The sequence below is a fragment of the Pseudarthrobacter sp. AL07 genome (assembly GCF_029960665.1).
Taxonomy (GTDB): Bacteria; Actinomycetota; Actinomycetes; order Actinomycetales; family Micrococcaceae; genus Arthrobacter.
The window spans coordinates 35,943-48,174 of sequence record NZ_JASBRB010000026.1 but is presented as its reverse complement, the minus strand read 5'-3'; the positions used below and the strand labels follow the sequence as shown (position 1 = coordinate 48,174).

Annotated in this window: 10 protein-coding genes; 7 read left to right on the top strand and 3 right to left on the bottom strand. The window is 62.3% G+C overall.

Going from position 1 to position 12,232, the window contains the following annotated elements:
- The 5 genes from QK290_RS15705 to nrdF form a co-directional block, all read left to right on the top strand.
- On the top strand, positions 1 to 1,358 hold a 1,358-nt coding region (locus tag QK290_RS15705), incomplete at its 5' end, for a BTAD domain-containing putative transcriptional regulator (RefSeq protein ID WP_282331553.1).
- A 288-nt stretch (positions 1,359 to 1,646) separates the two neighbouring features.
- Entirely contained in the window at positions 1,647 to 1,892 is a 246-nt protein-coding gene (gene nrdH / locus QK290_RS15700; protein ID WP_013601222.1) for a glutaredoxin-like protein NrdH, read from the top strand.
- A gap of 66 nt (positions 1,893 to 1,958) precedes the next feature.
- On the top strand, positions 1,959 to 2,423 hold the full coding sequence (gene nrdI / locus QK290_RS15695) for a class Ib ribonucleoside-diphosphate reductase assembly flavoprotein NrdI (protein WP_282331561.1): 465 nt from the start codon (positions 1,959 to 1,961) through the stop codon (positions 2,421 to 2,423).
- Positions 2,424 to 2,476: 53 nt separating this feature from the next.
- Complete coding sequence (gene nrdE / locus QK290_RS15690; RefSeq protein ID WP_282331560.1) at positions 2,477 to 4,597, top strand: class 1b ribonucleoside-diphosphate reductase subunit alpha; 2,121 nt, start codon at positions 2,477 to 2,479, stop codon at positions 4,595 to 4,597.
- Positions 4,598 to 5,177: 580 nt separating this feature from the next.
- Positions 5,178 to 6,152 carry a class 1b ribonucleoside-diphosphate reductase subunit beta gene (gene nrdF / locus QK290_RS15685; protein WP_024368367.1) on the top strand — a complete coding sequence of 325 codons (975 nt, stop codon included), beginning with the start codon at positions 5,178 to 5,180 and terminating at the stop codon, positions 6,150 to 6,152.
- 166 nt (positions 6,153 to 6,318) lie between these two features.
- Here the strand turns inward: nrdF and QK290_RS15680 are convergent, their stop codons facing one another.
- Entirely contained in the window at positions 6,319 to 7,860 is a 1,542-nt protein-coding gene (locus tag QK290_RS15680) for an HNH endonuclease signature motif containing protein (RefSeq protein ID WP_282331551.1), read from the bottom strand.
- 108 nt (positions 7,861 to 7,968) lie between these two features.
- Here QK290_RS15680 and QK290_RS15675 point away from each other — a divergent pair, with 108 nt between their 5' ends.
- Positions 7,969 to 8,217: a type II toxin-antitoxin system Phd/YefM family antitoxin gene (locus tag QK290_RS15675; RefSeq protein WP_282331550.1), complete on the top strand. Its 249-nt coding sequence runs from the start codon at positions 7,969 to 7,971 to the stop codon at positions 8,215 to 8,217.
- Positions 8,214 to 8,474: a type II toxin-antitoxin system RelE/ParE family toxin gene (locus QK290_RS15670; protein WP_282331549.1), complete on the top strand. Its 261-nt coding sequence runs from the start codon at positions 8,214 to 8,216 to the stop codon at positions 8,472 to 8,474. The genes QK290_RS15675 and QK290_RS15670 overlap by 4 nt, the downstream gene beginning before the upstream one ends.
- Before the next feature lie 27 nt (positions 8,475 to 8,501).
- On the opposite strand, the gene QK290_RS15665 is transcribed toward QK290_RS15670, so the two are convergent.
- Complete coding sequence (locus tag QK290_RS15665) at positions 8,502 to 8,972, bottom strand: hypothetical protein (RefSeq protein WP_282331548.1); 471 nt, start codon at positions 8,970 to 8,972, stop codon at positions 8,502 to 8,504.
- 54 nt (positions 8,973 to 9,026) lie between these two features.
- Positions 9,027 to 12,194 carry a type I restriction endonuclease subunit R gene (locus QK290_RS15660; RefSeq protein WP_282331558.1) on the bottom strand — a complete coding sequence of 1,056 codons (3,168 nt, stop codon included), beginning with the start codon at positions 12,192 to 12,194 and terminating at the stop codon, positions 9,027 to 9,029.
- Positions 12,195 to 12,232 lie beyond the last annotated feature (38 nt).

The following is a 12,232-nucleotide window of genomic DNA, read 5'->3' as shown; positions in this document are numbered from 1 at the left end:
ATCAAAAACAAAGAAACGTCAGCCAACAATTAAAACGCTATGTCCAGAGTCCTGGCGCCCTGAGGCAGGCCGCTCTTCGGGCGCTTTCTGCCCGGCAGTCCGCCCGGGCCGTGGAACTTTCCCGGGCCATGGTGGCACGGGCGCCCTTCGAAGAAGGGCCGCACATCCTGCTGGTCAAGGCGCTGGCCTCATCCGGTGATGTGGCCGCTGCCCTCCGGCAGGCCGACGCCAGCGAAGCAATGTTCGCCGCCGAGCTCGGAACAAGGCCCACCGCGGCCCTCCGCGCGGCCGCACGGCCCGCCGTCGCGGCGCCGGTACCCGGTGTTTCAGCCCGTGCGTCCGCCCAGTCCCTGTGCGAGGCCGGGCTTGCCGCCCTGTCAGCCGGCGCTGCCGACGCCGGGATCGAATGTCTGCGCGGAGCGTCCGCCGCAGCCGAGTTATCCGGCGACAAGGAACTGCTGAGCCGCTGCCTGACCGAGCTTGGCGCGGCGCTCGTCCACTCAATTCGAGGCTACGACGACGAAGGCTCCATCATTCTTGCCGCCGCCGTAGACCTGGCGTCTGCCGCCGGCGCGGAGCCGGTAACGGCAAAGGCGCTGTCGGAGCTGGCATATGTTGACATCCTCGCCGGACGGCGGGCCAGTGCCGCCGGATACTTGGAAACTGCCCGCGGGCTGGCAACCGGGGATCCGTCCCTCGACGCTGCCATTGCCGGGTTTGAAGCCATGAACCTCAGCGACTGGGGCAAGCTTGAAGCAGGTGCCGCTCAGTTCGCTGCCGCCGTCGAGCTGAGCCGGAGTGCCGGTGCCGTCAGGCGTGAAGCCTGGAACCTGGGACTGGGGGCACGAAGCCTGTTCCTCCTGGGCCGCGTGGACGAGGCCGGAGAATGGGCCCGGCAATCCTGCGAACTGGCCCGCCGCGAACGCTGGACGGCATTCCGGCCCTGGCCGGAAGCGTGGCTGGCCCATGCCCGTCTGTCCGATGGAGAACGGCCCGGGGTGGTCCGGGAGCAGGCGGAGGCAACCTTCGCGCTCGCACACCAGCTGCAGGACCCCTGCTGGGAAGGCCTTGCTGCGAAGACCATCGGGCTCACGCATTTGCTGGAGGGCAACGCCGATACTGCACTGGAGTGGATGAAGAACGCGGGGATCCTCTGCAGCCGGGTCACTGATTCGTACACCTGGGTACAGGTTGAGATCCTCCTGGCAGAGGCCAGCGCGGCGCTGGAGTCCGGGGACACGGTCCGTGCGGATGCCGTGGCGAGGCAGGCTGTGGCCGGAGCGGCCCGGGGAAGCATGGATGACCTGCTCGACCGCGCCATGGGCCTCTTGGCGTCGCTGCCCACGGTACGGAGTTAAGACTCCGGTTTGGCCTGTTCGAGCCCCGCGCGACACGCCGCCCCGTACGCGACACGCTGGGGGTTAATTGTGGCTAAGTACTCCACAGGGTGTGGATTTCGTCCGCAAAAATGGCGGGATTCCGGACATTTTGAGGGCGCTTGCCTGTGGATTAAAAGTGCGTTAAATGACATACTTGTAATACATCATCTTGGGGTTCCGAAGAGCCGTCTGCACTACATGTAGTATCGACGTACAGCTTGGGCAGGACGAAGACGAGCGAAGATTTCGATAAAGGGGACAGGGACAATGACCGTTACGGTTTACACCAAACCTGCGTGTGTACAGTGCAACGCAACCTACCGTGCGTTGGACAAAAAGGGCATCACTTACCAGAGCGTTGATATCTCCCAGGACGCAGAGGCCCTCGAACGCCTTAAGGCGCTGGGCTACATGCAGGCACCTGTTGTAGTCACGGACCAGGACCACTGGTCAGGCTTCCGTCCGGACAAGATCGAGGAACTGGCACTGTCTGCCGTTTCCTCCGTGGCCTAAGGCCTTAAACTTTCCGCCAGCTGGCAACTTTCAATCCGCACACATGAGGTGACTCCCGTGTCAGCACTGGCAGTAGTCAGGGCCCAGGTGGCCCCGTTGGCGCCTGTCACCACAAAGAGCCAGCTCATCTACTTTTCCTCCACCTCCGAGAACACCAGCCGCTTTGTCGCGAAGCTCGGATGTGAGCTGGCACGTATCCCGCTCCATGCAAAGGATGCACCACTTCTCGCCACCCGGCCTTACGTGCTGGTAGTGCCGACCTACGGGGGCACCGGGGGAGAGGGCTCCGTGCCCAAGCAGGTGATCCGCTTTCTGAACGACCCGCAGAACAGGCAACTGATCCGCGGGGTTATCGGTGCAGGCAACACAAACTTCGGGGACAACTACTGCATGGCCGCGGACATCATTGCCGCCAAGTGCAACGTCCCCCGGCTTTACAGATTTGAACTTATGGGCACGCCAGAAGACGTCGCCCGCGTACACAATGGATTGGACACGTTTTGGACACGACTGTCGCAGAAACAGAAGTAACCAGGGCCGAAGGCCAGGGCACCCGCGCAGGCGCCGCCGTCGAGAAGCCCGAGATGCCGGCCGCCTATAAGGGCCTGGGCTATCACGAGCTCAACGCCATGCTGAACCTGTACGGTCCGAACGGCGAGATCCAGTTCGAGGCCGACCGCGAGGCTGCACACCAGTACTTCCTGCAGCACGTGAACAACAACACCGTCTTTTTCCATGACCTGGAAGAGAAGCTCGACTACCTGGTGAAGAACCAGTACTACGAGCGCGAAACCCTCGACCAGTACACGATGAACTTCATCCGCGAGCTCTACAACCGCGCGTACAAGAAGAAGTTCCGCTTCGAAACCTTCCTGGGCGCGTTCAAGTTCTACACCTCCTACACGCTGAAGACGTTCGACGGCAATCGATTCCTGGAGCGCTACGAGGACCGCGTCTGCATGGTGGCCCTGCACCTGGCCCGCGGCGACGAGAAGCTCGCCCTGCAGATGGTGGACGAGATCATCGAAGGCCGATTCCAGCCGGCCACCCCGACCTTCCTGAACGCCGGCAAGCGCCAGCGTGGCGAACTGGTTTCCTGCTTCCTGCTCCGCATCGAAGACAACATGGAGTCGATCGGCCGGTCCATCAACTCGGCCCTGCAGCTGTCCAAGCGCGGCGGCGGTGTGGCGTTCGCGCTGACCAACATCCGCGAAGTGGGCGCCCCCATCAAGCAGATCGAGAACCAGTCCTCCGGCGTCATCCCCGTGATGAAGCTCCTCGAGGACAGCTTCTCCTACGCCAACCAGCTCGGTGCCCGCCAGGGTGCCGGTGCGGTGTACCTGCACGCGCACCACCCGGACATCTACCGCTTCCTGGACACCAAGCGCGAGAACGCGGATGAGAAGATCCGCATCAAGACCCTCTCGCTGGGCGTTGTCATCCCGGACATCACGTTCGAGCTGGCCAAGAAGGACGAGGACATGTACTTGTTCTCCCCGTACGACGTCGAGCGCGTCTATGGCATGCCGTTCTCCGATGTCTCGGTCACCGAGAAGTACTACGAGATGGTGGACGATTCCCGGATCAAGAAGACCAAGATCAAGGCGCGCGAGTTCTTCCAGACCCTCGCCGAGATCCAGTTCGAATCCGGCTACCCGTACATCATGTTCGAGGACACCGTGAACCGGGAAAACCCGATCGACGGCAAGATCATCATGTCCAACCTGTGCTCGGAGATCCTCCAGGTTTCCCAGCCCACCACGTACAACGATGACCTGTCCTACGCCGAGACCGGCAAGGACATCTCCTGCAACCTGGGTTCGCTGAACATCGCCAAGGCGATGGACAGCCCGGACTTCGGCCTGACCATCGAGACGGCCATCCGGTCCCTCTCGGCGGTCTCGGACATGTCCAACATCACCTCGGTGCCCTCGATCGCCCGCGGCAACGACCAGTCCCACGCCATCGGCCTGGGCCAGATGAACCTGCACGGCTACCTGGCCCGCGAGCGGGTCCACTACGGTTCCGAAGAGGGCCTGGACTTCACCAACATCTACTTCTACTCGGTGGTGTACCACGCGGTCCGCGCCTCGAACCTGCTGTCCATCCAGACCGGGCAGACCTTCGGCGGCTTCGAGAAGTCCAAGTACGCGTCGGGCGAGTTCTTCGACAAGTACACGGAGCAGGAGTGGGTGCCGCAGACCGAGAAGGTTGCGGAGCTGTTCAAGAACATCCACATCCCCACCCAGGATGACTGGTGCGAGCTGAAGGCTTCCGTTATGGAGCACGGCATCTACAACCAGAACCTGCAGGCCGTGCCGCCGACGGGCTCGATTTCCTACATCAACAACTCCACCTCCTCGATCCACCCGGTGGCGTCCAAGATCGAGATCCGCAAGGAAGGCAAGCTGGGCCGCGTGTACTACCCGGCGCCGTACCTGACGAACGACAACCTGGAGTACTACCAGGACGCTTACGAGATCGGCTACGAGAAGGTCATCGACACCTACGCTGCTGCCACGCAGCACGTGGACCAGGGCCTGTCCCTGACGCTGTTCTTCAAGGACACCGCCACCACGCGCGATATCAACAAGGCCCAGATCTACGCCTGGAAGAAGGGCATCAAGACCATCTACTACATCCGTCTCCGCCAGCTCGCGCTGGAGGGAACTGAGGTGGACGGCTGCGTCAGCTGTATGCTTTAGTTGTAGATTCAACTAAATAGTGAAGCGCACGACGGCGGGCGCCCGCCCGCCGTCGTCACCCACGGTAGTTCGCCTGTGGAAATAGAAGTAGGGCCGGATGCGTCAACATCCGGCCCTACGCAAATCTCGCTCCACAGTCGGATGAAGGTCCGGTGCAGAGTTTCTAGTAATTGAATAGAGAGACTGTAGCACGATTCCGGAGACGCCATCAGTCAGATGGCGGGCCGCACCGTAGGACGTGATCACGCCACCAGATACGGTATGAGTTTCACCGGAAGGAGTCTGGTTCTATGAACTACGACTCTTGTCAGGAACCTCGCTCGGAACGTCGCAATATGGACGACGAAGAGAATTCTGACGATGGATGTATGACGTGCAGCGGCCCACAGCCCTGCTTGCGGCCGTACCACTAGTATCACGAAATTAGAAGAAGACGCGGGGCTGGGGCGAGCCGGCATGATTGGTGAGCCCCAGCTCCGGTCCCAAGTACAGCCGCAACAAACGCATGAGTACGACGGCGGGTGATGGTTCCCCGTCGTAGGCTTAACGTAAACAAGAACCCAAACACTTAGGGGATGACATGACCGAAAAGGTCAAGCTTCTTAGCCACGTCGAAGCGATCAACTGGAACCGCATCCAAGACGACAAGGACGTAGACGTCTGGAACCGCCTGGTCAACAACTTCTGGCTACCGGAGAAGATCCCGCTGTCCAACGACGTGCAGTCGTGGGCCACACTGACCCCCGACGAGCAGCAGCTCACCATGCGCGTGTTCACGGGCCTGACCCTGCTGGACACCATCCAGGGCACCGTCGGTGCCGTTTCGCTGATTCCGGACGCGATCACCCCGCACGAGGAAGCCGTCTACACGAACATTGCGTTCATGGAGTCCGTGCACGCCAAGAGCTACTCCTCGATCTTCTCCACGCTGGCCTCCACCAAGGAGATCGACGAGGCATTCCGCTGGTCCACCGAGAATGTGAACCTTCAGAAGAAGGCCCAGATCGTCATGGACTACTACCAGGGCGACGATCCCCTGAAACGCAAGGTGGCCTCCACCCTGCTGGAGTCCTTCCTGTTCTACTCGGGCTTCTACCTTCCGATGTACTGGTCCTCACGGGCCAAGCTAACGAACACGGCCGACCTGATCCGCCTGATCATCCGCGATGAAGCCGTTCACGGTTACTACATCGGTTACAAGTTCCAGAAGGGCCTCGAAGGTCTTTCCGAGGAGCGCAAGCAGGAGATCAAGGACTACACGTTCGAACTGCTCTTCGAGCTGTACGAGAACGAGGTCCAGTACACGCACGACCTCTACGACTCCGTTGGCCTGGCGGAGGACGTCAAGAAGTTCCTGCACTACAACGCCAACAAGGCCCTGATGAACCTGGGCTACGAGGCCATGTTCCCGGCTTCCGTCACCGACGTGAACCCGGCCATCCTCTCGGCACTGTCACCGAACGCCGACGAGAACCACGACTTCTTCTCGGGATCTGGTTCGTCGTACGTGATCGGCAAGGCTGTTAATACTGAGGATGACGACTGGGACTTCTAGGACCCGATAATTTCTTCAAGGACCTGACAACAACAAGGGACTCCGCACGCTTTGTGCGGCGTCCCTTGTGCGTTGGGGGACAGGTCAACGTGGATCCGGCGCGCGGGACAGGCGGTGGCGCAGCGGAGCCCACGGCGGTCGAGGCCCGGCAGGTTCGTCCGGCAGCTCATCTTGCACTGAGGTACGCGCGAAGGCAGTCTTCTCCCGCCGATGGCGGCATCTGAACATAGTCCACCGTCCCGCGCGAGGCGGTGGACCGCGGTGCATACGGCTCAGAGCGGTGCCCCTCGCCGGCTCGCGGCCCCAGTGAAGGCGGCCAGTGGGGTGGTTCCCAATCCTGGTGTTCGCTTTTGTATTTGCGTCCTGTTGGTGAGATCCAGCCGGGCGGCTCATTCTTTGTTGCCGGCGTCGGATTCCAGCCGCTGGCGTGTTTGAGGCTGTGGTGCCGGCGACATGGCTGTCCAAGGTTGCTGATCCCGGTGGTTCCGCCGTGATGCCAGGCCAGGAGGTGGTCTGCCTCGTTGTCCAGGGAATGGTTGCTGCAGCCGGGGAATGGGCATTTGCCGTCGCGCATCCGTAGCCAGTTCCGCATGGCCTTCGTAAGCCGGTAACTCGTGCGGCCGATTTCCAAAGGTGCCCCATCCCGCGGATCGACGAGTACCCGGTGGAACGAGTCAGCTCCGTTGGCCACCAGATCCCGTGCCATGGAGGCTGGGATGGGTCCGTACCCGTCAAGCATCGCCGGCTCCTCGGTCACCCCGAGCAGGGAGAAGATGGGGACGGTGATCAGGACCTCCGCCCGGGGTGTGGGGATATCGGCAAGACCGGGTGCCCCCGCCCTAGCCGCAGTCCCGCTGCTGCCGATGCTGTTGCGGCAGCGGGTGCAGCCGCTGTCGCTGTCGCTTCGCAGGGCTGCCGTCGCGAAGACGTCTGCCCTCAGCTGCGTGAGCGTCCTGTCCTCCTGGGGACCCTGCAGGCCCCGCGCGATGGCGGTAATGCGGTTCCAGATCGCAGCCGCCTGGTCCGCGGGCAGGTAGGCGGAGATCCGCGCCATGCCGTCCTGCTCCGGGGTATTTTCCAGGCACCTTTCCTCGACGCCCTTAGCGTGGCGTTTTTCGATGCTGTCGGGGTGGTGGCGTTCCCGCCAGGTCTGGGCTTTCCGCCGGAACCTGTAGGCGGGCATCTCGCCGGCCGGGCAACCGCAGGCAGGATTGGGCGCGTCAGCATCGAGGAAGTGGGCTTCCAGTGCCTTGGCTGCGTCGCGGTCAAGGGTGGCGGTCTCTTCCACCATCACCCTGGCGTGCTGCCACGAAACCGTTCCCGCCTGAAGGGCTGCAAGAGTGCGTGGCAGAGATGTTGCCAAAGCGTAGGATTGCTCCAGCAGCGCGCCTGCGGCCCGGTCGCCGATGGCCAGTACGCAGCCCACTTCGGCCGCAATTGCCATTTCCTGCGACTGGACCGGTCTGTCCAGAGGTGCCGCCGACCGCGCCGAGTCCGCATATGCAGCGGCTGCCTCCGCCTTCAATGCTGCGATCCGAGCCTCAGCCCGTGCGATCCCGGCGAGGATGTCCAGGCATTCGTCAGCAACGACGGCCAGAGGGTCGGAGACCGAGGGCGACCCGCAACCGGATTGAGCCACCTCGTCGCGAAGCATGGCAACAGCGGCGTCTATCGCCTCAAATGCCTCTAGTACCGCTTCGCTTGCCATGTACCCACTATGAAAGGGGGGTCTGACATTTTGCGCGGGGCGAGGTCGTCTGCTCCCGCGTTGATGAACCAGATGTACATCTAGCTTTGGCGGATGTACATTTGAGGCATGTCGACCATCAACATCACGGACGCGCGATCGCACTTGCCCGAGCTCATCGAAAAGGCTGTATTTGAGCCGGTATTCATTGAGCGCCGCGGACATCGGGCAGCCGTCTTAGTATCGCCAGAGCGCTATGAGCAGATGCTCGATGCTTTGGAAGAAGTCGAGGACATTGCGGCGTTCGATGCGGCAATGGCGGAAGAAGGCGAGAACATTCCCTGGGCTCAGGCGAAGGCGGACCTGGGCTGGGCATGAGTCGGTACCGGATCGAGCTGAGACCTGCGGCCATCCGCGCACTCAAGAAGGTGCATCCCGAGGACCGTGCGCGGATTCAGGGTGCCATCGCCCTCCTCGGCCAGGACCCACGGCCGCCCAAGGCAATCGCCTTGAGCGGCCGTCCTGGCTATCGGGTCCGTGTCGGCGACTACCGCATCATCTACACCATCCAGGATGACGTGCTCTTGGTAGTAGTCGTCAATCTGGGGCACCGTCGGGACATTTACCAGAAGTGAGGTCCGCCGACGTTCAGGCAAACGTCGCTACGCGGCAGCGCGGCGGGTGATGCGTGCCCGCTCGGCGCCGCGGATAATCAGTTCGCCGGCCAACCCAAAGCCCACCAGCGTCAAGAGATTCCCGTTCCGGGCGGAACTTGCGGCAATGTAAGTGTTCTGCGCAGCAGTGACAGCGGCGATGTCATTGGCGTACCAACCGTTGACAACTGTCTGCTGCGGGGCGCCCTTTGTCTCGCCGTTGTTCATGGTGTTCTTTAGATCGGCCGCGCTCAGCTCCGACTTCCAGTCGGAGGGGCTGCTGCCACTCATGGCGGGGTTGTTGACGATCCAGGTGATTATCAGCAGCAGACCCAAGACAGAGCCCACAATGATCCGGGCGCTGTTGGCCGACCGGAGCTTCTTTAACTTCAGCCGCTTGGCCTTCAGCTGAGGTGCGTGATCTGGTGTCGGCGGTACTTGCGGCACCGCGTTTCCATTGGATGTTTCGTAAGTAGTCATTTCCCCATTTTTCGTAGTGTTGTTGCGACCGCCTATTGGCGGAAATCTCGTGGGCTACACGCGTGCCTCAGCAAACCTTGGCGCCATCGACTCCATCTGTTCCATGACCAGCTTGATTGCCTCGGGCTGCTTGTCCGGCGGATACCCAAATCGAACCAGCAACCGCTTGATTGATGAGCGCAGCTTGGCTCGTACGTCGTCACGCACAGTCCAGTCAGTCCGGACGTCCCGCCGCATCACGGCGACCAACTCGCGGGCAATGTCGGCCAGGATGCCTTCACCCTGGACATCCACGGCAGACTCGTTCGAAGCCACCGCGTCGTAGAATGCCAGCTCGTCCGAATTGAGCGGGGGAGTGAAGTTTGCGCCACGGTTGCCCTCGGCGGCAACCTCGCGTGCCAGTTCCACCAGTTCGGCAATAACCTCCGCAGACGTAAGCTGCTGGTTCGTGTACTTCTTCATCAGCTCAGTGATGCGCTCGGAGAAGGCCCGCTGCCGGATCACGTTGTTGCGCGTCGTAGCCACAGATTCCTCGGCAATCAGCTTCCGCAACGCCTCGATGGCCAGCTGCGGGTTCCGCGCCTTCTGCGTTTTCGCGATGAACTCCGGAGTCAGGTCATCCAGGGATGGCTTCGGCATTCCCGCGGCCTCGTAGATATCAAGGATCTCCCCGGAGGACGTGGCAGAAGCAATCAGCTCGCCCAACAGCCGCTGAATGTCTTCCGGGACAGGCTCACCCGAAGCCTGCCGGTCGCTGGCATCGAACTTCGCCATCCAGACCCGGATCTCCTCGTACATCTTGACCTCGGGCAGCAGCGGCGCCATAGTCGAGGCCCCCGAACACAGCGCCCAGGCCCGCGAGAGCTGCCCGGACAACCTGCGGTACGCCGCAGCCAAGGTCTCATCATCAGAGGAACTGAACGGCGTCGAAGGTGCGCGCAGGTAGTTCACGGCGCCGGTCACGGCGTTCAGGTACGCCTTCGGCCCGCCCTTCATCCACACAGCCCGCCAGTCGTACCCAGCCAGCAAGCCGGAGATCTTAGCAACCAAATCGGCAGTCACGGCAATCGCATCGTCGATGTTCTTGCCCACCGGTTTCTTCTGCTGGTCGGTGTCCGTGTACTCCGCGAGCGCCTTCGCGAGGTTCTCCGCCAGCGGCGCGTACGCCACCAGCAGCCCGTCCTCCTTGCCGCGGAACGTCCGGTTCACCCGGGCCAGCGTCTGCATCAGCAACGCACCCCGCAGCGGCCGGTCCAGGTACAGCGTATGCAGGGGAGGAGAGTCGTAGCCGGTGAGCATCATGTCCTTGACGATCACCAGTTCCAGCTCGTCGTCCACATCCTTGAGCCGCTCCTTCACCAGAGCGTTCAGCGAATCGCGGCGAACGTGCGTGGACACCGGGGGCACATCGGACGGCGTCCCGGAGTACACCACCTTGATCTTCCCCTTGGTCAGGTCGTCCGAGTGCCACTCTGGGCGCAGCGCCACGATCGCCGCGTACAGGTTCGCGCAGATCTCCCGCGTTCCGCCTACGATCATCGCCTTGCCCGGGGATTCGATGAACTTCTTCATCCGCGCGCTGCGGTTCTCCCAGTGCGCCACCAGGTCCTCGGCCAGCGCGGCAATTCGTTGCGGCGCACCATACACCGCGTTGACGACGGCGACACTCGCCTCGATGCGCGCCCGTTCCGTATCGTCCAGCCCGGTGGTCAGCTCGTCGGCGGACTGGTCCAGGTCTTCCTCGGTCACGCCGGCGGCCAGCTCCACTTTGATCAGCCGCGGTTCGAAGTAGACGGGTACGGTGGCGCCATCTTCCACGGCGCGGGACAGGTCGTAGACGTCGATGTAGTCGCCGAACACGTCCCGGGTGTTGCGGTCGTCAAAGGAAATCGGCGTGCCGGTGAAAGCGATCAAAGTGGCGTGCGGCAAGGCATCACGGAGGTGCCGGGCGTAGCCGTCCAGGTCGTCGTAGTGGCTGCGGTGTGCCTCATCCACCACCACAATGATGTTCCGCCGGTCGGACAGCAGCGGGTGGTCGGCGCCGGCGTCCTTCTCGGCCTTGCTGCGGCCGAACTTTTGCAGCGTGGTGAAGTAGATGCCGCCGGTGGTTCGGTTGGACAGTTCTTCACGGAGTTCATTACGACGGCGGACCTGCTTGGGTGCCTCGGCCAACAGTAGGCTTTTGGCGAACCCTTCGAACAGCTGGCCGTCCAGTTCGTTGCGGTCCGTGATGACCACAACCGTGGGGTTCTTCAGCCGGGGATGCCGCGCCACAAGGTTGGTGTACAACTCCATTTCCATGGATTTGCCCGACCCCTGGGTGTGCCAGACGACGCCGGCCTTGCCGTTGCTTTCCACCGCCTGGACGGTGCTGCCCACGGCCTTGGTCACGGCGAAGTACTGGTGCGGTTTGGCGATCCTTTTCGTCAAACCCTCGGAGCCGCCGTCGAACGCGGTGAAGTTGTTGACCAGCTGCAGGAAGCGGGTCTGGTTGTACAGCCCGTTCAGGGCTGTTTCCAGCGGGGTGACCGCCTCCCCGTCTTCCATGTAACCCGGTGCGACGGGGACGCCGTCGTCGTCCACGTTCCATGGTGAGAAGTGGTTGAGGGGCGTGAACGGCGTACCGTACTTGGCCTCGATCCCGTCAGAGGCGAGGGTGAAGACGCAGAAGCGGAAGGCGAGCGGGAATTCGCGGAGGTAGGTCTGGAGTTGGGCGTGCGCGGCGGCGACGTCGGCGTGGGGGCTGCCGGCCTTCTTGAGTTCGACGATGCTGACGGGCATGCCGTTGCAGTAGAGGACCACGTCGAAGCGGCGTTTGTAGTCGCCCTGGATGAGTGTGACCTGGTTAACGGCGAGCCAGTGGTTCTGGTCGGGGTCGGGGCTGAGCAGTCGGATGGTGGGGTTGGCTTCGAGGCCGTCGCTGTCGATGTAGCTGAGCCGGTACCCGTCCACGAAGTAGCCGTGGATCCCGTGGTTTTCGGCCATGGGATCTGTTGACTTGGGCGCCGCGATCTCGGCGGCAGCTTGCTGCAGGTATTGCAGCGGGACCGTGGGGTTGAATTTCTGCAGGGCCGTGAGCAGGCGGGGACGGATGAGCAGTTCGTCCCAGGAGTCGCGTTCGCCGGTGCCGGGAGCAATGTCCTGGCCGTTCATCGGTTTCCAGTCGAGCTCGCCGAGCCGTTCCTTGGCCACGCCTTCCCAGTCGGCCTCGGAAAAGCCGATGGCCGGGATTTTTACGGGTGTTGTGCTCACGGTTGTTC

Bases quoted from the DNA above. Each gene is read 5' to 3' on its own strand.
- nrdH (WP_013601222.1), top strand. From the start codon at position 1,647: ATGACCGTTACGGTTTACACCAAACCTGCGTGTGTACAGTGCAACGCA.
- nrdE (WP_282331560.1), top strand. From the start codon at position 2,477: ATGCCGGCCGCCTATAAGGGCCTGGGCTATCACGAGCTCAACGCCATG.
- nrdF (WP_024368367.1), top strand. From the start codon at position 5,178: ATGACCGAAAAGGTCAAGCTTCTTAGCCACGTCGAAGCGATCAACTGG.
- QK290_RS15680 (WP_282331551.1), bottom strand. From the start codon at position 7,860: ATGGCAAGCGAAGCGGTACTAGAGGCATTTGAGGCGATAGACGCCGCT.
- QK290_RS15675 (WP_282331550.1), top strand. From the start codon at position 7,969: ATGTCGACCATCAACATCACGGACGCGCGATCGCACTTGCCCGAGCTC.
- QK290_RS15670 (WP_282331549.1), top strand. From the start codon at position 8,214: ATGAGTCGGTACCGGATCGAGCTGAGACCTGCGGCCATCCGCGCACTC.
- QK290_RS15665 (WP_282331548.1), bottom strand. From the start codon at position 8,972: ATGACTACTTACGAAACATCCAATGGAAACGCGGTGCCGCAAGTACCG.